The sequence below is a fragment of the Citreicella sp. C3M06 genome, assembly GCF_018860705.1.
Classification (GTDB): domain Bacteria; phylum Pseudomonadota; class Alphaproteobacteria; order Rhodobacterales; family Rhodobacteraceae; genus Salipiger.
Genome location: NZ_JAHKQA010000102.1, coordinates 36,038 through 56,692, shown reverse-complemented (window position 1 = coordinate 56,692; position 20,655 = coordinate 36,038). Strand labels below are relative to the sequence as shown.

Below are 20,655 nucleotides of genomic sequence, written 5' to 3'. Positions count from 1 at the left end.
TCTTTAGGCGGCAGCGGAACCAAGAGGGGCGACATGGCCGATACGAGACTTTCATTTGACGAGCTTGCCCTGCTGCTGCGCCGGGTGTTCGAAGCGCAGGGGCTGCCCGCGCGCATCGCGGCGGTGCTGGGCGAAAATTGCGCCGCCTGTCAGCGCGATGGCGCGCTCAGCCATGGGGTGTTTCGCATTCCGGGCTATGTCTCGACGATCCAGAGCGGCTGGGGGTCGCCCTCGGCGCTGCCCGTGATCGACGCGGGAGAGGGCGCGTTGATCGGCGTCGATGCCTGCGGTGGCTTTGCGCAGGTGGCGCTGGACGCGGCGCGCCCGCTGCTGCTGGAGCGGGTGCGCGCGCAGGGCATCGCGGCGCTGAGCATCCGCAATTCGCAGCATTTCAGCGCCCTCTGGCCCGATGTCGAACCCTTTGCCGAGGCAGGGCTGGTGGCGCTGTCGGTGGTCAATTCCATGGCGGTGGTGGCGCCTGCGCCGGGGGCGACGCCGGTCTTTGGCACCAACCCCATGGCGTTTTCCAGCCCTCGGGCCGGCCAGCCGCCCTACACATGGGATCAGGCCTCGAGCGCGCTGGCGCATGGCGATGTGCAGATCGCCGCGCGCGAGGGCCACAAGCTGGCGCCGGGCACCGGGGTCGATGCGCAAGGCACCCCGACCGATGATCCGGACAAGATCCTGAATGGTGGCGCGCTGCTGCCCTTTGGCGGGCACAAGGGCGCGTCGATCGCCATGTTGATCGAGATCCTCGCCGCCGCCTTTACCGGCGGGGCGTTTTCCTCGGAGGTCGACTGGTCGGACCACCCCGGCGCCAAGATCCCGCTGACCGGGCAGTTTCTTCTGGTGATGGACCCGTCGCACACGGATGGCTTTGCGCAGCGGGTGGCGCAGCTGTCGGACGCGGTGCGCGCCTCGGGAAGCGCGCGGCTGCCCGGAGACCGCCGCCACCGCATCCGCGCCGAGGCGGCGCAAAAGGGCGTCGCCCTGACCACCGCCGATCTGGCGATGATCAAGGGGTATCTTTAGCGGCGCAGGATGCCTTCCATCGGGGCGATCTTTGATCCGTCGCTGAACCGCGACAGGCGGTATTGCGACGGGTCGACCACCGGCACCGCGCCGGTCACCAGATCCGCCATCAGCTTGCCGATCCCCGGTCCAAGGCCGAAGCCATGCCCCGACAGGCCGCTGGCAACGAACAGGCCGGGAATATGGCCGCGCACCCCTTCGGTGGACGAGACCACCGGGATGATGTCTGGCATCACGTCGATATAGCCGGCCCAACGCTGGGCGATGCCGACGCCTTGGAACGCCGGATAGGCCGCCTGAAGCTGGGCATAGACCTTGTCGATCGCCTTGGTATCGGGCTGGGGGTCATAGATCCGCGTGTCTTCGAACGGGGTGCGGTCGGTCGCGCCCCATTTGCGCGGCAGCTTCATCTCTTGCACGAAGCGCTTGCCGAAACGGAATTTCAGCCGGGTGAATTCGCTTTTCAGCGCCGGGAAGAACTTGGGCGCCAGCCAGAAGCTGTCGGGGGTGATCTCGTACAGCCCGGTTTGCGGGCCCGAGATGCTGTAGCCGCCATCCAGACGGCGGCGGAAGGTGTAATCCTGAAACTTGAACGTGCCCTCGGGGCCATCGGGCACAGGGTCGGTGCGTAGCACGGTACCGGTGGTCTTCAGCATCGGCAGGTCGATCCCGAGATTGCCAAGGAACAATCGCGACCAGATGCCCGCCGCGACCACCACCGAGGAACAGCGGATCGTGCCGTTTTCGGTCACCACCGCCGACACCTTGCCGCCCGAGGTTTCCACCGTGCGCACTGCGCAGTTCTGATGCACCGTGCCGCCCAGCATCCGGAAGGCGTTGGCGATGGCGGGGGAGGCCTTTTGCGGCTCGGCCCGCCCGTCATGCGGGTTGTAAAGCGCGCCCTTGATCGGGGCTGTCAGGCCGGGAAACGCGTTTAGCGCCTCGGGGGCGGGCAGCACGCGGGCCGGGATCTGGTATTCCTGCAGGATCTGGGCCCAGTCTTCCTCTTCCTTGAGCGCCTCGTCGGTGGTGACGGAAAAGGTGATGCCGCATTGGCGATAGCCGGTTTCGGCCCCGGTGCGTTCGTTCATGCCCTTCCACAGCCGCACGGATTCGACCATCAGCGGCATCTCGCGCGGGTCGCGGTGCGACAGGCGCACCCAGCCCCAGTTGCGGCTCGATTGCTCGGCGCCAACGTCGCCCTTTTCGCACAGCGCCACCTTGAGGCCGCGTTCGGCCAGCTCCAGCGCGGTGCAAACGCCAGCGATGCCCGCGCCGATGACCACCACGTCGACGCTTTGCGGCAGCGTCAGGTCGTTGGGGACCGGGTCGGGGATGGGGCGTCCGTTGGTCGGCATGGCTGTGGTTGTGTCGAGCGACATGAGAAGGGGTCCGTGTTGTGATGGGTCAGGCATGGGGCGGCAGGGGGGCACCCTGCCGCTTGGCGGTGATATTGTCGCGCAGGCGGTACATGCGCAGATGCGCCTGCGGAGCGAAGGACATGTAGAAGGGCTGCGATTTCAACGGTTCGATTTTCAGGCCAAGGTCCTGCGGCGGCAGGCCAAGCGCCCATTCCGACAGGATGCCGCCCAGCATCGAGCCGGTGGGCACGCCGCGCCCCGACAGGCCAGTCATGGCAACGACGCCGGGGGCCAGATCGTACAGGCGTGGAATGGTGCGGCGCTGCATGTCAAGCTCGCCGAACCACAGATATTCCCAGCGCAGGGTCTCGCGGATCTGCGGGTGCAGCCATGTCAGCCGGTCGCTCATCACCTGTTTGGTATAGGCGATGTCGCGGCCCCGGCGGCCCATCGGGAACATCGAGGCAACGATGCGCCCCGCGCCATCGTATTTATAGACGTAGATATCACCGCGCCCGTCGTGCATCGTGGTGTTGCGGGGCAGCACCTCGGCGCGGGTTTCCGGCGACAGCGGCTGCGTCGCGGCGACAAACACCCGCATGATCTTGAAGGTCTCTTCGAGCTTTGGCCAGCCCGCGACCGTATAGGCCCCGGTGGTAAAGATCACCTTGTCAGCCAGCACCGCGCCGCGTTCGGTGCTCACCCGCCAGCCGGTGCCAATGCGTTCGCAGCCAGTGACCGGCGAGCGGGTCAGGATGCGCCCGCCTTCGGACATCACGGCGCGGCCAAGGCCCCGCGCATAGGCCAGCGCATTGACGGCGCCCGCTTCCTCATGAAACCAACCGCCAAGAAAGCGCGGCGAGCCGGTGACCTGCTGCACCTCGGCGGCGTCGAGCATCCGGGTCTTGGCGCCGACGGCGTTGTACTGGTCGGTCTTGGCTTGCAGCGTCTTGAGATGGCCGGGATTGAGCGCGCCCTGCACATAGCCGCTCTGGTCCCATTCGCAATCGATGCCGTAGTCGCGGATCATCTGGCCGACGCGGTCATTGGCCCGGGTCTGACGATGGATCAGCCGCTCGGCCCAAGGCGCGCCAAGGACGCGGCGCAGATCGTCCGGCGTGTAATGGGTGAAGGTCGGGGTGCAATGCCCGGCGTTGCGGCCCGAACCGCCAAAGCCGATCTCCTGCGCCTCGATCACGGCGACCGACACGCCAGCCTTGGCGAGTTCCAGCGCGGTGGTCAGCCCGGCATAGCCCGCGCCGACGATGCAGACATCGGCCTTGATGGTGCCTTCCAGCGCAAAGGTCTCGGGCGCGGCGGGGGCGGTGGCGTACCACAGCGTGTCCTCGAAAGGTGAAAAGCGTGTCATTCAGCGCGCCTCCGACCGGCTGTCGAGCGCATCGCGCAGCCCGTCACCGACAAAGTTGAACCCGGCAACGGCGATGGTGATCGCCAGCCCCGGCACGATCGCCAGCCACGGCGCCGATTGCAGATACTGCTGCGCCCCGTTGAGCATGTTGCCCCAGCTTGGCAGCGGCGGCTGGATGCCATAGCCAAGGAACGAGATATAGGCCTCGAGCAGGATCGCGCGGGCCACGGTCAGCGTGGCGGCAACGATGATCGGGCCGATGGCGTTGGGCAGCAATTCGCGGAACATGATCCAGCGGCCCGACAGGCCCAGCATCCGGGCGGCCTGAACGAAATCCTGATCGCGCAGGGTCTTGACCTCGGCCTGCACGATGCGGGCGACCTCCATCCAGCTGGTGGCGGCAATGATGACGGTGATCATCGCGGGCCCCGGCTGGATGAACGCCGCCAGCGCCAGCAGCAGGAACACCGAGGGAAAGCTCAGGAAGGCATCGACGATGCGCATCAGCACCGCCGAGACGGCGCCGCCGTAATAGCCAGACAGCACGCCCACCACAGAGCCGATGCAGGTGCTCATGATCATCGCGGCAAAGCCCACGGTCATCGACACCTGCCCGGCGTGAAACAGCCGCGCGGCGATGTCGCGGCCCAGCGGATCGGTGCCAAAGATATGGCCTCCGGTGAAGGGGGGGGCAAAGCGGGCGCGCAGGTCGATGAACAGCTCGTCGAAGGCCAGCAGGTAGGGTCCGACAAAGCAGGCCAGCGCAAGCGTGACGATCATCACAAGGCCCAGCATGGCCAGCTTGTGCTGCATGAACCGGCGCACAGCGCGGGATTTGATGCGCGGCGCGCGGCGGGCGGGGGCGTTTGCAGTCATGGTCATCAGGGCCTCTCAGGACAGGCGGACGCGCGGATCGACCACCGCGACAATCAGGTCAGCGGCAAGGTTGCCGATCAGGACAAGCATGGCCGAGGCCATCAGCAGCCCCATCACCACCGGGTAATCGGAATAGCCGAGGCTATCGAGAAACAGCCGCCCCATGCCGGGCCATGTGAACACCGTCTCGGTCACCAGCGCGCCGCCCAGCACCACGGGCAGTTGCAGCCCGGCAAGGGTGATCATCGGCACCAGCGCGTTGCCGACGATGTGCTTGAACAGGATGCGCCGGTTCGGCAGGCCCTTGGCCCGCGCGGTGCGCACGAAATCCTGATTGATGACATTCAGCGTCGCGGTGCGCATGTAGCGCGACCAGACCGCCACATCGACCAGCGCCAGCACCAGCGCGGGCAGGATCAGGTGTACGGCGTAATCGCCGATCGAGCCATCGCCGACCGTGTACATGTTGCCCGCCGGCAGCCAGCCCAGTTCCAGCGAAAAGATGTAGATGGCGATCAGACCGAACCAGAAGGTCGGGATCGACAGCGCCACCATCGCCAGCACCGTCGTGGTGTAATCGAACACCGATCCGCGCCGCACCGCCGACCAGATGCCCACGGTCGTGCCCACGGTGACGGCGATGGCCGTCGCCGTGCCCATCAGCAGCATGGTGGCGAACAGGTGATCGGCGATGATCGTCAGCACCGGCTGCTGATCGCGGTAACTGGTGCCCCAGTCGCCGGCCAGCATGCTGGTCAGCCAGTCGAAATATTGCACGATGATGGGGCGGTTCAGGCCCATCTGTTCGGCCACCCGGTCCATCTGTTCCTGCGTCATGCCGGGCGACAGTGCGAATTGCGACAGCGGGCCTCCGGGCGCGAGGCTGAGGACGAAGAAACCGATCAGCGAGACGATGAACAGCAGGATCAGACTCTGGCCGAGGCGGCCGGACAGGTAGCGCAGCATGGCGGGGGCCTCATGGGTGCGTGGTCAGTGGCCCGGCGCGACCGACCGGGATCGGCCGCACCGGGCGGTTGTGCGCACCGGGCAAAGGGGGGAAAACCCCGGTGCGCGCAGCTCTCAGATCAGGACGTCCATTTCCACGACCGCACGTTCCACGTGCCGATGCGGTTGTTGACGTTCTGGGTTGGGCCTTCGACGCCCTCTTTCCAGCCAGCCACCACGGCGTATTGGAACAGCGGCAGGAAGGGCAGATCCTCACGCATGATCTTTTGCTGTTCCATGTACAGCGGCTTGCGGTCCTCGGGGACAAACAGGTTCGCCGCCTCGGTCAGAAGCTCGTCGACCTTGGGATTGGCATAGGCCATGGTGTTCTGGCCCGAGCCGCCTTTTGCCGGGATCTTCGTCGACATCCAGTAGTCCGAGGAATCCGGGTCGGCGCCCGACAGCGTGGACAGGCCCACCACCACCGAGTCGAATTCCGAGTTCATCCAGTAATCGCCCCACATGACGGCGGGCGGCAGGTTCTTGATTTCCATCTTGGCGCCGATTTCGGCAAAGGTCTGCTGAATGAACTGCTGTGCCTGTTCGCGCAGGTGGTTGCCCGCGGTGGTCGAGTTGGTGAATTCCAGCCGCACGCCGTCTTTTTCGCGCACGCCATCGCCGCCCATGACCCAGCCGGCCTCATCCAGCAGGGCGTTGGCCTTTTCGATGTTGAACTCGTGCTTGGGCAGGTCGGGGTTATAGTAGAACGACTGCTGCGGCATGTAGGTTTCGGTCGGGGTCGGCACACCGTAATATAGCGCGTCGATGATCGAGGTCTTGTCGACCGCAAGGTACAGCGCCTGACGCACCGCCGGGTCCTGAAACACCGGGCGCATGTTGTTGAACCCGATGGATTCGAAGGTGGCACGGCCCATGACCTGCACGGTCTTGCCGTCCAGGGTCTGCGCCTCTTCCAGATGGTCCGGCGAGATGTACTGAAGGCCGATCACATCGACATCGCCCGATTTGAACTGGGTGTACATCACGTTGAGATCGGGGATGTACTTGATGATCAGCGTTTCGATGTAGGGGCCATCGCCGTGGTAATCGGGGTTGGCGACCAGTTCGATGTGATCCCCGGCCATGCGTTCCTTCCACTTGAAGGCGCCGGTGCCGATCGGGGCATTGTTGAACGGGGCGGTGTTGGGATCTTCGACACCGTCGAAGGCGTGCTTGGGGATGATGAAGGTCGATGCAAGGATCGCGCCCATCGGGGCGAAGGGGGCCGTCATCTCCCATGTGATCTCGGTCGGGGACAGCACGGTGATGTTTCTCATCAGCTCATAGCCGGTGGACCGGAAGCTGATGAAATCGGGGTTCATCGGCAGCTCGAGGCTGAACTTGACGTCCTCGGCGGTAAAGGGCGTGCCGTCATGCCATGTGACGCCGTCCTTGAGCGTAACCTTCCACGTCAGGCCATCCTCGGAGATACCGCCGTTTTCCACGGTGGGCACCTCGGCGGCGAGCAGCGGGAAGAATTCGCCATTCTCGTCAAAATCGATCAGCGTGTCGAAGATCGCGTAATAGACGCCTTCATCCACCTCGATATGCGGCATTAGTGGGTTGAAGACGGTGGGCTCCTGGCTGAAGGACAGCACGATCTGGCCCTTGGGGTCGGCATTGGCCGCAAGCGCGCGGGTGCCGGACAGGGCGGTGGCGGACATCAGGCCCGCAGCCCCGAAAAGTTGCAGCGCGCCGCGCCGGGTAAAGCCCTTGCCGGGCAGGTCTTTGGTCATGATAGCGTCTCCCAGTTGGTTGGTTGAAGGCGACGACCCGTTTTGCCGGATTCTGTGTCGCGGGTTGGCCCGGCCCTGATGCAGGCCGGGTAGGATCAGAAACCGCTGATGATCTCGATCTTCGAGCCATCGGAAAAGCGGTTGAAACGGAACGGGGTCGGATCGACGATGGGCGTCTTGCCGGTCACCAGATCGGCGGCAAGCTTGCCTGCCGCCGGGCCGATGCCAAAGCCATGGCCGGAAAAGCCGGTGGCGATGAAGAAACCGGGCGTGCTGTCGATGGCCGAGATCACCGGCACCGCATCGGGCGTGACATCGATGGCCCCGGCCCAGCGTTGGGCGATCTCGGCCTTTTCGAACACCGGGAAGGCGCGGCGCAGGTTGGCCAGCGCCTCGTCCTGCAATTTGAACGCCGGTTTGGGGTCGAGCACGCGGCAGTATTCAAACGGGCTGGCCTCGTCGAGCGACCATTTGTTGGGAATGCGCGCCTCGTCATAGAAGCGCCCGCCGAAACGCAGCATCAGCGATTTCCATTCGGCGCCAAGCGCGGGCAGGAAATCTTTCATGTAGCGGAAGCTGTCGGGCACGATGTCGACGATATTGCGGAAGCCGTCGGCGATGGTATAGCCGCCGTCCTGCCGCTTGCGGATCGAAAAACCTTCGGACCAGATCGCGGTTTCCGGGCCACCTTCGAGAGGCTTGGTGCGGATCACCGAATTCTTGACCTTGAGCTGTGGCAGCCGCAGCCCGGTGTTGCGCGCGAACAGCGACGACCACGCGCCGCCCGCCAGCACCACCTGTTCGCAGGCGATGCGGCCGCGTTCGGTCACCACGCCGGAAACCTTGCCCCCCGATGTCTCGATGCCGCGCACGGCGCATTCGGTCAGCACATGCGCACCGCGATCACGGGCGGCCTCGGCGATGGCGGGGGCGGCTTTTTGCGGCTCGGCCCGGCCATCGACAGCGTTGAAAAGCGCGCCCTTCACATCCATGTTGCCCATGCCGGGGGCCAGTTCGGCCATTTCGGCTTTTGACACCATGCGGCTTTCGAACTGGTAATCCTGAAGGTTCTTCAGCCAGCGTTCGTGCTGTTCGTATTCCTTGTCGGTGGCGCAGGAGAACATCACGCCCGAGCGTTTGTAGCCCAGATCGCGGCCCGTGCGGGTCGCCATGCCGTCCCAGATCCGCAGCGATTCGGCCATCAGCGGCACTTCGCGCGGATCGCGCCGGGTGATGCGCACCCAGCCCCAGTTGCGGCTCGATTGCTCGTGCCCGATGCCGCCCTTTTCGCACAGCGCCACCTTTAGGCCGCGTTCGGCCAGTTCAAGCGCGGTCGAGCTGCCGATGATGCCGCCGCCAATGACGACGACGTCGACTTTTTCAGGAAGATCCACATCCCCGTGAACGGGAACGACATAAGGTCCGGGCATCAGAAAAACTCCTCGGCCTGACAGTTGACGTGAAATTCGGTGACCGAGGCGGTGTTGGGCAGCGCCAGCAGCATGGCGATTGCGGCGGCAAGATCTTCGGGCTGGGTCATTTCGGTGGTGGGCTTGCCGGTCAGGCTGACGGCCATGTCGGTGGCAACAAAGCCGGGGCAGACTGCGGTGGCGCGGATGCCATGGTCAAAGCCGACCTGCCGGAAGCCATGGGTCAGCGCCACCGCGGCGAACTTGCTGACGCTGTAAGATGAAGATCCGGCGGATTTCACCCGCTTTCCCGACAGCGAGGCCAGCACGATGATCCGCCCCGCCCCGCAGGCGATCAGATCGTCCCACGCGGCCTTGGCAAGGCGGCGGGGCGCCTTGACGTTGACCTCGAACATATCGTCGAAATCGGAATCCTCGGCCTCGATGACGTTTTTCGGGATCATGATGCCGGCATTGGCGACGATGGCGGTGATCGGGCCAAGCGCCTCGCGGGCCTGTTCGGCCCAAGCTGTGGCGGATTCGGGGTCGGCGGCGTCATATTCCATGACATGAACGCGCGCAGGGTTGGCCCAATCGGGCAGTTTCGGCGTGCGCATTCCCAGCGACACCTTCCAGCCCGCTTCATACAGCGTTTTCGCCACCGACGCGCCGATACCGCGGCTGGCGCCAGAGATCAGGGCAACCTTGTCTACTGCCATTTGTCTCGTATTCCCATGTAAGCGCGCTTGAGCAAGCGCATGAACTGGTCCCGATCCTCGTCGGGGATGACATCGAAGAACTCGCGTTCCTGCTGGCGGATGATCTCGCGGACCTCCTCGGCGAGCGCGTGGCCCTTGGGCGTGATGTGCAACGCCTGGGCGCGGGCATCGCCGGCATGGGTTTCGCGGGTCGCAAGCCCGGCTGTCACCAGCTTGTCGATGATCCTCCCGGTTGCGGGGCGATCGCGCATCAGAACCCCGGCAATGGCCGAGGGGCGGATGCCGGGATAGTCGTCGATCAGGAACAGCGTGGTGATCTTGCCCTTGCCCTTTGCCACCTCGAGATGGCCCATCCGCGCATCGAGATCCTTGGAGACCGCAAAATCGATCGAGCGGATGTACCAGCTGAACGCGCCTTCCAGAATGTCGATGCGCAGCCCGGCGATTTCAAAGGGCTGCTCGTCTTCCGGGGTATGATCGTGGGCTGCGGTCATGCCTGTCCTGTTCCGCCAAGGCGGTTGGTGTGGGGGCGGTGAGTGTATCTGGGTCAGGCAAGCGCCTGATGACAGTAGGGTGACAAGTGTAGTTGTTCTTCACAACTACTTTGCGCCGGCGAGCGGGGATTTTGTGAGATCGTCGCTGAATTCGCCCTGAACCGGTTCAAAATGCAGGCAAAGGGGCGATTGCCGCCCCTTTGCGGGCTATTCAGCCGCCGGGAATGGCCGCCACGAGCGAGCGGGTGTAGGCATCCTGCGGGTCGCGGAAGATGCGCGAGGGCGGGCCAGCCTCGACCACCTTGCCCTTGTGCATAACAAGGATGTCGTCGCAGATCTGGCTGGCGACGCGCAGATCATGGGTGATGAAGATCATCGCAAGGTGCCGTTCGCGCCGGATGCGGTCGAGCAATTCCAGCACCTGCGCCTGAATCGACACATCGAGCGCCGAGACCGCCTCGTCGGCAACGATCACTTCGGGGTCGAACATCAACGCGCGGGCGATGCCCACCCGCTGCCGCTGCCCGCCCGAGAATTCATGCGGATAGCGCTCATAGGCCGACGCATCGAGCCCGACCAGTTCCAGTGTGTCCTCGGCGCGCTTGCGGGCGGCGGTCTGGCTCATCAGGCGATGCGCCACTGGCCCTACGGTCAAGGCCTGCCCAATGGTGAAGCGCGGGTTGAGCGAGGCATACGGGTCCTGAAAGATCATCTGGATACGCGGGCGCAGCGGGCGGAAGGCCTGCTCATCCAGCGTCACGAGGTTTTCACCCTGAAAGCGGATCTCGCCGCCATCGGCATCGGTCAGCTTCATCAGCACCTTGCCGAGCGAGGATTTCCCCGAACCGGATTCGCCCACCACGCCCAGCGTCTCGCCCTTGCGCAGGGTGAAGGAAATGCCGTTCACCGCGTGGACCTCGCGCATCTTGCCAAGAAAGCCGCTGCGGGTGCGATAGGTCTTTTGCAGCCCGCTCACCTGCATCACCACCGGCGGCTCTTTGGCACGGCTGCGGTCCTGTTCGCGCAGGGTTGGCACGGCGGCGATCAGCTTTTGGGTATAGGGATGCTGCGGCGCGGTCAGCACGTCGCCAGCGATGCCCTGTTCGACAATGTCGCCCTTTTCCATGACGATGACGCGGTCGGCGATTTCCGCCACCACGCCGAAATCATGGGTGATGAACATCACCGACATGCCCTTGGCGCGCTGCACCTTGCGGATCAGTTCGAGGATCTGCGCCTGCGTGGTGACGTCAAGCGCGGTGGTCGGCTCGTCGGCGATCAGGATGTCGGGGTTCAGTGCCATGGCCATGGCGATCATCACCCGCTGGCGCTGGCCACCCGACAGGCGGAACGGGTACTGGTGCTGCAGCAACTCGGGGTCCGGCAGACCAACCTCGGTCAGCATTTCGACGACGCGGGCAGGGCGCGACGCCGGGGTGCCCTCGTCGTGGTAATCGAGCACTTCGCGGATCTGCGCGCCAATGGTCATCAGCGGGTTGAGCGCCGACAGCGGGTCCTGAAAGATGATCGACACGGCGCGCCCGCGCATCTTGCGCTTTTCGGCTTCGCTCTGGGTCAGCAGGTTCTTGTCGCGAAAGATGATCTCGCCGTTGCGCACGGTCATCACCGGCGGCAGCAGCCCCATCACCGCGCTTGCGGTCACGGATTTGCCGGACCCGCTTTCGCCAATGATGCAGAGGATCTCGCCGGGGCGCAGGTCAAAGCTGACGTCCTTGACGGCGAAGGCGCGATCATGGTCGCCGGGCAGCGCGACGGTCAGGTCGCGCACCGACAGGACCGGCGCACCGGTCTGGGTATCGTACATGTCAGTTCCAGTCGTTTTTCATTATTATGCCCGGGCAGACTGGCAGATCGCAGTGGATCGAACAAATGCTGACAGTCTTTCCCGCGCGTTTTAAAGCGACGGTGCTGTCGTCATAGGCGGATTACGACGGTGCCCAGCCTGCTGCGCCCCAGCGGCCGCTTGATCGGCGCGTGCACCAGCGCGGGCCTGTCGGGGCACATGCCGCCAATCCCGCTTCCGAGCGGGTCGTCTAGACAAGCGCACAGCCGAAGCTCTCGTCTCGACAAAAGCTCTGGATTTGCAGCCGACCAGACTTAGGTTGTCAGTCGCACATCGGTCCATGCCGATGCTGTCGCAGCGATCCGACGTCTTGAGGCCGCAACGCAAGGGAAGTTACCGCCCGATGCAACCTTACCTGCCCCCAAAGATCACCCCGCCCGGAAAGCCGCTTGGCATTCTGCCAAGCCTGCGCGCGGCGCGGCGCAATGTGCTGGGGATCATCCCGGCGATTGCCTATACCCAGCCCATCGTGACCGGCACCACCGGGCCGGCGCGATGGCACATGGTTCAGGGCCCCGAGGGCATGAAGCATGTGTTTCAGACCAATGTCGGCAACTACCCGAAATCCGAGGTGATGATCCGCATGTTGCGCCCCGCCGTGGGCAACAGCCTGTTCACATCGGAAGGCGCCGCGTGGCGTTGGCAGCGCCGCGCCATCGCGCCGGTGTTTGCGGCGCGCCATGTCGAGGCGCTGGCCCCGGTGATGACGGCAACGGCAGAGCGGGCGGCGCAGCGGCTGGCCAGTGCGGGCGAGGCAGAACTGGTCAAGGAAATGCTGTCGGCGACCTTCGATGTCATCTGCGACGTTGCCTTGTCGGGGCGCGAGTATTTCGATGCCGAAGAATACGGCGCCGCGATCACCCGCTATTTCCTGACCGTCGGGCGCGCCTCCCTGCTCGATTTCCTCGAAGTGCCGCCCTGGGTGCCGCGTCCGGGGGAATTCTTTGGGCGGGGCGCAGTGAAGACCATGCATCGCATGGTGGCCGCGGCCATCGCCAAGCGACGCAAGACCGGCGCGGGGGCACAGGATGACCTGCTCGATCACATGCTGAACGCCATCGACCCGCAAAGCGGGCGGACCATGTCGCCGCAGGAGCTGTTGCACAACATGCAGTTCTTCATCGTCGCCGGGCATGAGACGACGGCGCTGGCGATCAGCTGGGCGCTGTACCTTCTGGCCAACGATCCCGAGTCGCAGGATCGCGCCCGAAGCGAGGCGCAATCGGTACTGGGCGGGCGAGCCGCCGGGGCAGAGGATCTTGCCGCGATGCCGTTCATCGAACAGGTGCTCGACGAGACCATGCGGCTGTATCCCCCTGTCGGGTTTCTGGCACGCAACGTGCTGGACAAAGACAGGATCTATGATCGCGACATTCGTGCCGGAGAGACGGTGTTCCTCAATATCTGGGCGATGCAGCGTCACCAGCAGTACTGGACCAATCCCGACGCCTTTGATCCGGATCGGTTTTCGCCAGAGGCCAAGGCGGGGCGCGACCGCTATCTGCACCTGCCGTTCGGCGCGGGGCCGCGCATCTGCGTCGGGGCGAATTTTGCGATGATGCAGGCGCAGATCATCCTTGCCACACTGCTGTCGCGCTTTGTCTTTGCCCCCAAGGGGCCGCCGCCAGAGCCGGTCATGCATATGACCGTGCGGCCAGAGCCGGGCATCTCGCTGACCATCCAGCCCGCATGAAAAAGGGGAGGCCGTAGCCTCCCCTTTCAACGTTTCAGATCTGCGGGACGATCAGCCGCCGAAATCGTCCAGCATGATGTCTTCGCGGTCGACACCCAGATCAAGCAGCATGTTGATCACCGACTGGTTCATGATCGGTGGGCCGCACATGTAGAATTCGCAATCCTCGGGCGCCGGATGGTTCTTGAGGTATTCTTCATACAGCACGTTGTGGATGAAGCCGGTGTAGCCGGTCCAGTCGTCCTCGGGGAGGGCATCGGACAGAGCAACGTGCCATGTGAAGTTGGGGAATTCCGCCGCGAGCTGGTCGAAATCTTCGACAAAGAACATCTCGCGCTTGGACCGTGCCCCGTACCAGAAGGTGATCTTGCGGTCGCGGTTTTCCAGACGCTTGAGCTGGTCGAAGATGTGGCTGCGCATCGGGGCCATGCCCGCGCCGCCGCCGATGAAGACCATTTCCTTGTTGGTGTCGCGGGCGAAGAATTCGCCGAACGGGCCGGAAATGGTGACCTTGTCGCCGGGCTTGAGGTTGAAGATATACGACGACATCTGCCCCGGCGGGATGCCCTGCGAACCCGGAGGCGGCGAGGCCACGCGCACGTTCAGCATGATCAGCCCCTTTTCATCGGGGTAGTTGGCCATGGAATAGGCGCGCTCGATCGGCTCGTCGACCACCGATTCATACTGCCACAGGTTGAACTTGTCCCAATCGGGGCGGTATTCTTCCTGAATGTCGAAGTCCTTGTAGGACAGCTTGTGCGCGGGCGCTTCGATCTGGATGTAGCCACCGGCGCGGAAGTTGACGTCTTCGCCTTCGGGCAGTTCCAGCACGAGGTTCTTGATGAAGGTCGCGACGTTGTCGTTGGAACGCACGGTGCATTCCCACTTCTTGACGCCGAAGACCTCTTCGGGAACCTCGATCTTCATGTCCTGCTTGACCGCGACCTGACAGGACAGGCGGTCGCCGCAGGCGGCTTCGCGCTTGGTGATGTGCGATTCCTCGGTCGGCAGGATCGACCCGCCGCCCTCGTGGATCTTGACCCGGCATTGCGCGCAGGTGCCGCCACCGCCGCAGGCAGAGGGCACGAACAGCTTTTCCGCCGCCAGCGTCTGCAGCAGCTTGCCGCCCGCCGGAACCGAGATGGTCTTTTCACCATTGATGGTGATGTTGACGTTGCCCGTGGACACCAATCTGGAGCGCGCCGCGATGATGAGAGCCACCAGCGCAAGCACGATCAGGGTGAACAGGAAGACGCCAAGGGAGAAGGTGATCACGTAAAGGCCTCCCTTACAGTTTGACGCCGCTGAACGACATGAAGGCCATAGCCATCAGTCCAGCGGTGATGAAGGTGATGCCGATGCCCTGAAGCCCGTCCGGGATGTCGGAGTATTTCAGCTTTTCGCGCACGCCGGCCATGGCGGTGATCGCCAGTGCCCAGCCAAAGCCCGACGACACGCCGTAGGTCAGCGCCTCGGGGAAATCATAGGCGCGTTCCACCATGAACAGCGAGCCGCCAAGGATGGCGCAGTTCACCGTGATCAGCGGCAGGAAGACCCCCAGCGCGTTGTAGAGCGGCGGGAAATACTTATCGAGCACCATCTCGAGGATCTGCACCAGCGCGGCGATCACCCCGATATAGGAAATCAGACCAAGGAAGGTCAGGTCGACATCCGGAAACCCGGCCCATGCCAGCGCGCCGGGGGCAAGCAGGTGGGTCAGGATCAGGTTGTTGGCGGGAACGGTGATCGCCTGAACGATCATCACCGAGATGCCAAGCCCCATGGCCGTCTGGATCTTTTTCGAAACGGCAATGAAGGTACACATTCCGAGAAAGAAGGACAGCGCCAAGTTCTCGACGAAAATCGCCTTTACGGCAAGGGATACGAGCCCTTCCATCAATGTGCCTCCACCGTCTGGATCTTGTATTCACGGTCTTCCTGCTGCTTGGGCTTCCACGTGCGGACCGCCCAGATCAGCAGGCCGATGACGAAGAAGGCCGAGGGCGGCAGCAGCAGCAGGCCGTTGGGCACGTACCAGCCGCCGTTGTTGACCGTCGGCAGGATGGTGATGCCGAACAGCGAGCCCGAGCCGAGCAGCTCGCGGATCACGCCTACGGTCATCAGGATCAGCCCGTAGCCCAGCCCATTGCCGATGCCGTCGATGAAGCTTTGCACCGGCGGGTTTTTCATGGCGAAGGCTTCGGCGCGGCCCATCACGATGCAGTTGGTGATGATCAGGCCGACAAACACCGACAGCGTTTTCGAGATTTCATAGGCATAGGCCTTGAGCAGCTGGTCGACCACGATGACCAGCGACGCGATGATGACCATCTGCACGATGATGCGGATCGATCCGGGGATCTGGTTGCGCAGCATCGAGATGAACATCGAGCTGAAGCCCGTCACCAGCGTCACCGCGATGCTCATGACCAGCGCCACCTGCAACGACGAGGTGACGGCCAGCGCCGAACAGATGCCAAGCACCTGCAGCGTGATCGGGTTGTTGTCGATCAGCGGATCGACAAGTTGCGATTTGTAGGTCTGCGCCATATCAGATCTCTCCTGCCTTGAGCCGTTCGAGGAAGGGTTCGTAGCCCTGCTCGCCCATCCAGAAGCGGACGAGGTTGTCGACACCGTTCGACGTCAGCGTCGCGCCCGCCAGCGCATCGACGTGGTATTCGGGGCCCGCGGGAGGCACTGTTTTGGCGACGGTGATCTGCAGTTCGCCATCGTCGTCGCGCAGCTTCTTGCCGCGCCACAGCGCCTTCCAGCGGGGGTTGTCGACCTCGGCGCCAAGGCCGGGGGTCTCGCCCTGCTGATAGAATTGCAGGCCGAAGATATCGTTGCCATTGGCCTCGAGCGCGATGAAACCGTACAGCGTTGACCACAGGCCATAGCCCTGAACCGGCAGCACCACCTTGTCGATCTCGCCCGCTTCGTCGCGCAGGATATAGATCATCTGGTAATATTGCTGCTTGCCGCCCAGCCCGGCGGGGTCTTCGTCAAGCGCGCGCACGATCGCCGGATCGGACGATGTGGCGAGCTGGTCGAAGGTTTCGATGTCGAACTGGTCGGTGAATTCGCCGGTGTCGAGATCAAGCACATGCGGCTCGAACGCGGCAAAGGCTTGCGCCACCGGCACGTCCGGATCGTAGGCACCGGCGACTTCAAGCACGTTGAGCTGCTTGTCGCGCAGGCGGTTGGCGTCCTGCACCGGGCGCAGCGACACGGCGGCGGCGGACACCACCATCGAGCCGACAAGGCACAGCGCGACGGCAATGCCGACGGTCTTGGCGGTATTGTCGGGCGGGGTGTCGAGAAAGCGGCGGATAAGGCCCTTGCGGGGCGTGGACTCAGGCATTGCGCTTGGCCCTCCGTTTGATGTTGGCCTGGACGACGAAGTAGTCGATCAGAGGCGCGAAGACGTTGCCGAACAGGATGGCGAGCATCATGCCTTCGGGGAAGGCAGGGTTGATGACGCGGATCATCACGACCATGAAGCCGATCAGCGCGCCGTAGATCCAGCGCCCGGTGTTGGTGTGGCTGGCAGACACGGGTTCGGTCACCATGAACACGAGGCCGAAAGCATAGCCGCCGATCACCAGATGCCAGTACCACGGCATGGCGAACATCGGGTTGCTGTCCGATCCGATCAGGTTCAGCAGCGAGGCAAAGGCGATCATGCCGACAAGGCAGCCCGCGACCAGCCGCCAGTTGGCGATCTTGGTCACCAGCAGGAAGGCAAGGCCGATCAGGCAGGCCAGCGCCGAGGTTTCCCCGATGCTGCCCTGAATCGTGCCAAGGAAGGCGTCGAACCATGTGATGCCATGCTGGGGCAGGGCGGCATGGCCTTCGGACGCGCCGACCGCCAGCGCAGTCGCGCCCGTATAGCCATCGACCGGCACCCAGACGCTGTCGCCCGACATTTGCGCCGGATAGGCGAAATACAGGAAGGCCCGGCCCACCAGCGCGGGGTTGAGAAAGTTCTTCCCCGTGCCGCCAAAGACTTCCTTTCCGATGACCACGCCAAAGGCGATCCCCAGCGCGACCTGCCACAGCGGCGTCGACGCGGGCAGGATCAGCGTGAACAGCATCGAGGAGACGAGAAAGCCCTCGTTGACCTCATGGCCGCGCACCACGGCAAAGATCACCTCGAAGATGCCGCCCACGACAAGCGTGACGATGTAGATCGGCAGCCAGTACAGCAGCCCGTGCAGCATGTTGGCGAGCGGGTTGGCGGGGTTGAACCCTATGCCGAGCCCGTCGATGATCGCCGCGCGCCAGCCCGATGCGCCATATTCGGCGATGGCAAGGTTGCTCTGATAGCCGACGTTCCACAGGCCGAAGAGAATGCAGGGGATCGTCGCGAGGACCACGTAGGTCATGATCCGCTTCATGTCGACGTAGCTGCGCGCGTGCGGCGCAACGGTCGTCACGGTTTTCGGCGTGTAGACGAGGCTCTCCACCATCTCGTAGATGGAGTAATACTTGTGGAGCTTGCCGCCTTTGTGAAAGTGCGGTTCGATCCGGTCAAAGACCTGACGAAGACCCAAAGGTCAGCCCTCCTTCTCGATCTTGGTGAGGCTGTCGCGCAATGCGAGGCCATATTCATATTTGGCGGGGCAGGCAAAACCGCAGAGGGCGAGGTCTTCCTCGTCTAGTTCCATCGCGCCAAGCGCCTGCGCGGTGTCGGTATCCATCACCAGCAGCGCGCGCAGAAGCTGGGTGGGCAGGTAATCCTGCGGCATCAGCTCTTCGAAGGTGCCAAGCGGCACCATGGCGCGGCGACCGCCGTTGAGGTTGCTGGTCAGCGCGTGCAGCTTTTTGGTGAAGGCCGATCCGAGCACCGGCTGGTAGGCGTATTTGTCGCTCATCGGCAGGATCCAGCCAAACGTGTTCTGTTTGGTGTCTTCCTTAATCAGGGTGATCATGCGGTGGTAGCGGCCCAGAAAGGCGGTTTCGCCCGCCCCCATCCGCCCCGACAGGATCGAGCCCGAGATCATCCGCACCGGAAGCTGCGTCGCCAGATCGTCGTGGCACAGCTCCAGCATCGACGCCCCGGCCATGGTGCGCACGGTGCGCGGGCGCTTGCACAGCGGCCCGGCGATGGCGATGGTGCGGCTCATGTCCAGCTCGCCGCTGTCGATCAGCCGGCCAATGGCGATCACGTCGTGATAGCCGATGGTCCAGACGGTTTTCGTGGCCGAGGACGCCTCGAGGAAATGGATATGGGTGCCGGCAAGGCCCGACGGGTGCGGCCCTTCGAAACCGGCCACATAGACGCCGGGAATGCCCGCGCCCGGCACGGTGCTTTCGGCATCCATGCACAGGTAGGTGTGGCCCTCGGTCAGCCGGGTGATCGCGGTCAGGCCATGGGTGAAGGCATGGCTGTCTTCGGCGATGATCGCGGCAGCATCGGCGCTCAGCGGCTCGCTGTCCATCGCGGTGACAAAGATCGCGGTGGGGCGGCTATCGGGCGCGGGCACCTTGGAATAGGGCCGGGTGCGGAACGAGGTCCACAGGCCCGCCGCGCAAAGCCGTTCGGTCAGGCCTTCGGCGGTGTGGATGTCGCCGGTGTTCGAGAAATCCACCGACTCGCCCGAGGCGGGATCGACCTCGATCTCGATACTGGTCAGAACCCGGCGCGCGCCGCGGTTGATCGCCTTGATCCGTCCGGCCACCGGCGAGGTCACCTGAACCTGCGGCATGTCCTTGTCGGTAAATACGGGCGATCCCGCGCGCACCAGATCGCCTTCCTGAACGGAGAGGCGCGGTTTCAAGCCGATGTAGTCTGCCCCGAGGATCGCGACCGTGCGAACCGCGGGGGCATCCTCGATCCCGCCTTCTGGCGCTCCGAGCACCGGAAGGTCGAGTCCTTTTCTTAACGTAAATCGCTGCACGTCACTCTCGTCCTGTCCATTTTTGCGGTCTTATGCGCCGCTACGCGGCGTTTTTGAAGAGGCCAGACGGGGCAAAACCTAGATTAATGTTGAATCCTTGTCGAAAACGGCTCAGAAGCCCGAACATACGCCACCGAATGCGACAGACCCCCTTCGTGGAGACCAAAAACGTGCCCGAGCAATTCACCTTCTCCCGCCGCAGCTTTCTTGTCATGCCCCTCGCTCTTGCCGCCTGCAAGACAGGCTGGAACGTGCTGGAACTGTCCGGGCTGACCATGGGCACGGGCTATAACGTCATCGCCGTCGATCATTCCAAGAATGTCGATCAGGCCGAGCTTCAGGCGGCAGTCGATGCCAGTCTGAGCGATGTCATCGCGCAGATGTCGAACTGGGAGGCCGGATCCGAACTGTCGCGCTTCAACGCGCATCGCTCGAACGAGGCCTTCGCGGTCTCGCCGGAACTGGCGGGCGTGATCGCGGCTGCGCAGCAGGTGCATGACGGATCGAACGGGCGCTTTGACGTGACCGTCGGCCCGCTGCTCGACCTCTGGGGCTTTGGCGCTGGCAAGACGCGCAGCGATGCGCCGTCGGATGCGGAAATCGCCGAAGCGCTGGCCTGCTGCGGTCAGGCCGACTCGATCGAGGTTAACGGCAACGCCCTGCGCAAGCTGCGCCCCGAGGCCGAGATCTATGTGTCGGCCATCGGCAAGGGCTATGGCATCGACCGCGTGGCACAGACCCTCGCAGGCTTCGGCCTGACCGATTACATGGTCGAGGTGGGCGGCGATATCTATACCGCCGGTCTGAACCCCGAAGGGAAGGCATGGCAAATCGGCATCGAAACCCCCGATGCCTATGATCGCGGCGTCATGAAGGTGGTTGGCGTGTCCGACATGGGCATGGCGACCTCGGGTGATTACCGCAACTTCTTCGAACAGGACGGGGTGCGCTATTCGCACATCCTCGACGCCACCACCGGACGCCCGGTCACCCACAAGACCGCCTCGGTCACCGTGATGACCGACAACGCCATGCTGGCCGACGCATGGGCGACCGCGCTGCTGGTGCTGGGCCGCGAAGAGGGCCTGAAGATCGCAAATGATCGTGACATGGCGGTGCTGTTCCTTGAACGCGGCGACGCGGCAGGCGATGTGGTGGCAACGGCCAGCGACCGGTTCACGGCGCTGACCGCCTGAA

The 20,655-nt window shown here is 63.9% G+C and carries 18 protein-coding genes; 3 read left to right on the top strand and 15 right to left on the bottom strand.

Annotated features, from left to right (window positions below):
* Positions 1-33: 33 nt before the first annotated feature.
* Positions 34-1,032 carry an Ldh family oxidoreductase gene (locus tag KO516_RS22990; protein WP_216006123.1) on the top strand — a complete coding sequence of 333 codons (999 nt, stop codon included), beginning with the start codon at positions 34-36 and terminating at the stop codon, positions 1,030-1,032.
* On the opposite strand, the gene KO516_RS22985 is transcribed toward KO516_RS22990, so the two are convergent.
* The 9 genes from KO516_RS22985 to KO516_RS22945 form a co-directional block, all read right to left on the bottom strand.
* Positions 1,029-2,414 carry an FAD-binding oxidoreductase gene (locus KO516_RS22985; protein ID WP_252737852.1) on the bottom strand — a complete coding sequence of 462 codons (1,386 nt, stop codon included), beginning with the start codon at positions 2,412-2,414 and terminating at the stop codon, positions 1,029-1,031. The genes KO516_RS22990 and KO516_RS22985 overlap by 4 nt on opposite strands.
* 25 nt (positions 2,415-2,439) lie before the next feature.
* A complete protein-coding gene (locus tag KO516_RS22980; RefSeq protein ID WP_216006122.1) occupies positions 2,440-3,762 on the bottom strand; it encodes an FAD-binding oxidoreductase in 1,323 nt (440 codons plus the stop codon).
* Positions 3,763-4,644, bottom strand: coding sequence for an ABC transporter permease (locus KO516_RS22975; protein WP_216006121.1), 882 nt, complete (start codon positions 4,642-4,644; stop codon positions 3,763-3,765).
* A 9-nt stretch (positions 4,645-4,653) separates the two neighbouring features.
* On the bottom strand, positions 4,654-5,604 hold the full coding sequence (locus tag KO516_RS22970) for an ABC transporter permease (RefSeq protein WP_216006120.1): 951 nt from the start codon (positions 5,602-5,604) through the stop codon (positions 4,654-4,656).
* Between the two features lie 119 nt (positions 5,605-5,723).
* Positions 5,724-7,379 carry a peptide ABC transporter substrate-binding protein gene (locus KO516_RS22965; protein WP_216006119.1) on the bottom strand — a complete coding sequence of 552 codons (1,656 nt, stop codon included), beginning with the start codon at positions 7,377-7,379 and terminating at the stop codon, positions 5,724-5,726.
* Between the two features lie 95 nt (positions 7,380-7,474).
* On the bottom strand, positions 7,475-8,809 hold the full coding sequence (locus KO516_RS22960; protein ID WP_216006118.1) for an FAD-binding oxidoreductase: 1,335 nt from the start codon (positions 8,807-8,809) through the stop codon (positions 7,475-7,477).
* Positions 8,809-9,507, bottom strand: a complete 699-nt coding sequence (locus KO516_RS22955) for an SDR family NAD(P)-dependent oxidoreductase (protein ID WP_216006117.1) — start codon at positions 9,505-9,507, stop codon at positions 8,809-8,811. Before KO516_RS22955 ends, KO516_RS22960 begins: the two co-directional genes overlap by 1 nt.
* Complete coding sequence (locus KO516_RS22950) at positions 9,498-10,001, bottom strand: MarR family winged helix-turn-helix transcriptional regulator (RefSeq protein ID WP_216006116.1); 504 nt, start codon at positions 9,999-10,001, stop codon at positions 9,498-9,500. The genes KO516_RS22955 and KO516_RS22950 overlap by 10 nt, the downstream gene beginning before the upstream one ends.
* Positions 10,002-10,212: 211 nt before the next feature.
* On the bottom strand, positions 10,213-11,826 hold the full coding sequence (locus tag KO516_RS22945) for an ABC transporter ATP-binding protein (RefSeq protein WP_216006115.1): 1,614 nt from the start codon (positions 11,824-11,826) through the stop codon (positions 10,213-10,215).
* A 382-nt stretch (positions 11,827-12,208) separates the two neighbouring features.
* Here KO516_RS22945 and KO516_RS22940 point away from each other — a divergent pair, with 382 nt between their 5' ends.
* Positions 12,209-13,558, top strand: coding sequence for a cytochrome P450 (locus tag KO516_RS22940; RefSeq protein WP_216006114.1), 1,350 nt, complete (start codon positions 12,209-12,211; stop codon positions 13,556-13,558).
* 51 nt (positions 13,559-13,609) lie between these two features.
* Here the strand turns inward: KO516_RS22940 and nqrF are convergent, their stop codons facing one another.
* The 6 genes from nqrF to KO516_RS22910 are packed head-to-tail and all read right to left on the bottom strand — an operon-like array spanning position 13,610 to position 19,458.
* Positions 13,610-14,833 (bottom strand): NADH:ubiquinone reductase (Na(+)-transporting) subunit F, encoded by a 1,224-nt coding sequence (nqrF, locus tag KO516_RS22935; RefSeq protein WP_216006113.1) that lies wholly within the window; start codon positions 14,831-14,833, stop codon positions 13,610-13,612.
* 13 nt (positions 14,834-14,846) lie between these two features.
* Positions 14,847-15,455: an NADH:ubiquinone reductase (Na(+)-transporting) subunit E gene (nqrE, locus tag KO516_RS22930; protein WP_216006112.1), complete on the bottom strand. Its 609-nt coding sequence runs from the start codon at positions 15,453-15,455 to the stop codon at positions 14,847-14,849.
* Complete coding sequence (locus KO516_RS22925; RefSeq protein ID WP_216006111.1) at positions 15,455-16,108, bottom strand: NADH:ubiquinone reductase (Na(+)-transporting) subunit D; 654 nt, start codon at positions 16,106-16,108, stop codon at positions 15,455-15,457. Before KO516_RS22925 ends, nqrE begins: the two co-directional genes overlap by 1 nt.
* 1 nt (position 16,109) lies before the next feature.
* Positions 16,110-16,919 carry a Na(+)-translocating NADH-quinone reductase subunit C gene (locus tag KO516_RS22920; RefSeq protein ID WP_216006110.1) on the bottom strand — a complete coding sequence of 270 codons (810 nt, stop codon included), beginning with the start codon at positions 16,917-16,919 and terminating at the stop codon, positions 16,110-16,112.
* A complete protein-coding gene (locus KO516_RS22915; RefSeq protein ID WP_216006109.1) occupies positions 16,912-18,111 on the bottom strand; it encodes an NADH:ubiquinone reductase (Na(+)-transporting) subunit B in 1,200 nt (399 codons plus the stop codon). The genes KO516_RS22920 and KO516_RS22915 overlap by 8 nt, the downstream gene beginning before the upstream one ends.
* Before the next feature lie 3 nt (positions 18,112-18,114).
* Positions 18,115-19,458, bottom strand: a complete 1,344-nt coding sequence (locus tag KO516_RS22910; protein ID WP_216006108.1) for a Na(+)-translocating NADH-quinone reductase subunit A — start codon at positions 19,456-19,458, stop codon at positions 18,115-18,117.
* A 212-nt stretch (positions 19,459-19,670) separates the two neighbouring features.
* Here KO516_RS22910 and KO516_RS22905 point away from each other — a divergent pair, with 212 nt between their 5' ends.
* A complete protein-coding gene (locus KO516_RS22905) occupies positions 19,671-20,654 on the top strand; it encodes an FAD:protein FMN transferase (protein ID WP_252737858.1) in 984 nt (327 codons plus the stop codon).
* Position 20,655: the final 1 nt, after the last annotated feature.

Excerpts from the sequence above, each read along its gene's own strand:
- KO516_RS22945 (WP_216006115.1), bottom strand. The coding sequence starts at position 11,826 with ATGTACGATACCCAGACCGGTGCGCCGGTCCTGTCGGTGCGCGACCTG.
- KO516_RS22965 (WP_216006119.1), bottom strand. The coding sequence starts at position 7,379 with ATGACCAAAGACCTGCCCGGCAAGGGCTTTACCCGGCGCGGCGCGCTG.
- KO516_RS22985 (WP_252737852.1), bottom strand. The coding sequence starts at position 2,414 with ATGTCGCTCGACACAACCACAGCCATGCCGACCAACGGACGCCCCATC.
- KO516_RS22940 (WP_216006114.1), top strand. The coding sequence starts at position 12,209 with ATGCAACCTTACCTGCCCCCAAAGATCACCCCGCCCGGAAAGCCGCTT.
- KO516_RS22970 (WP_216006120.1), bottom strand. The coding sequence starts at position 5,604 with ATGCTGCGCTACCTGTCCGGCCGCCTCGGCCAGAGTCTGATCCTGCTG.
- KO516_RS22975 (WP_216006121.1), bottom strand. The coding sequence starts at position 4,644 with ATGACCATGACTGCAAACGCCCCCGCCCGCCGCGCGCCGCGCATCAAA.
- KO516_RS22950 (WP_216006116.1), bottom strand. The coding sequence starts at position 10,001 with ATGACCGCAGCCCACGATCATACCCCGGAAGACGAGCAGCCCTTTGAA.
- KO516_RS22990 (WP_216006123.1), top strand. The coding sequence starts at position 34 with ATGGCCGATACGAGACTTTCATTTGACGAGCTTGCCCTGCTGCTGCGC.
- KO516_RS22905 (WP_252737858.1), top strand. The coding sequence starts at position 19,671 with ATGCCCCTCGCTCTTGCCGCCTGCAAGACAGGCTGGAACGTGCTGGAA.
- nqrE (WP_216006112.1), bottom strand. The coding sequence starts at position 15,455 with ATGGAAGGGCTCGTATCCCTTGCCGTAAAGGCGATTTTCGTCGAGAAC.
- KO516_RS22980 (WP_216006122.1), bottom strand. The coding sequence starts at position 3,762 with ATGACACGCTTTTCACCTTTCGAGGACACGCTGTGGTACGCCACCGCC.
- KO516_RS22920 (WP_216006110.1), bottom strand. The coding sequence starts at position 16,919 with ATGCCTGAGTCCACGCCCCGCAAGGGCCTTATCCGCCGCTTTCTCGAC.
- KO516_RS22955 (WP_216006117.1), bottom strand. The coding sequence starts at position 9,507 with ATGGCAGTAGACAAGGTTGCCCTGATCTCTGGCGCCAGCCGCGGTATC.
- KO516_RS22925 (WP_216006111.1), bottom strand. The coding sequence starts at position 16,108 with ATGGCGCAGACCTACAAATCGCAACTTGTCGATCCGCTGATCGACAAC.
- KO516_RS22960 (WP_216006118.1), bottom strand. The coding sequence starts at position 8,809 with ATGCCCGGACCTTATGTCGTTCCCGTTCACGGGGATGTGGATCTTCCT.